General features: G+C 30.8%; 1 protein-coding gene. It reads right to left on the reverse strand.

Annotated features, from left to right (window positions below):
• Window positions 1–384: 384 nt before the first annotated feature.
• Window positions 385–468, reverse strand: a complete 84-nt coding sequence (locus Z054_RS32825; RefSeq protein ID WP_394331069.1) for a hypothetical protein — start codon at window positions 466–468, stop codon at window positions 385–387.
• Window positions 469–491: the final 23 nt, after the last annotated feature.

Here is a 491-nt window from a genome sequence, read left to right on the forward strand (position 1 = left end):
GCTATAAAAATGCTCTTTTTCACTCAATTTTCGTCTTTTTATTACTCCGTAGCGCTGCTATGAAGTGCAAAAAACACTTCAATTGATCAAAAAACAACTATTTTTCGCCAGAATCGAAAAAGTTTAAATCACTTCATTAAGAAGTGAACACTTCGGTCAGTAAGTCGTATATAAATATAAGAACTTAAATAGCTGGATTAATTTAGAATGAATCTAAAAACTAATGAATTTGTAAGGGTTACTACTTTATATCGAACAGGGGGGATGTGTTTATGGTACCATAAAAAACTGCCTGAGAAAAAGCTTCTCAGGCAGTTTTACTTTTTTTGTTTACCCTGTGTTTTATACCAAATTGAATTTGGTATTAGTACTTCTGGAGATTTTTTATTGCTTTACTATTTTACGAGTGATCACTCGATCTTTGGTTATTATTTTTATAGTATACAATCCTGTTTTGTAGGCACTCATATTAATAGAAACTACACCTTTGT

The organism is Aquimarina macrocephali JAMB N27 (assembly GCF_000520995.1).
Lineage (GTDB): Bacteria > Bacteroidota > Bacteroidia > Flavobacteriales > Flavobacteriaceae > Aquimarina > Aquimarina macrocephali.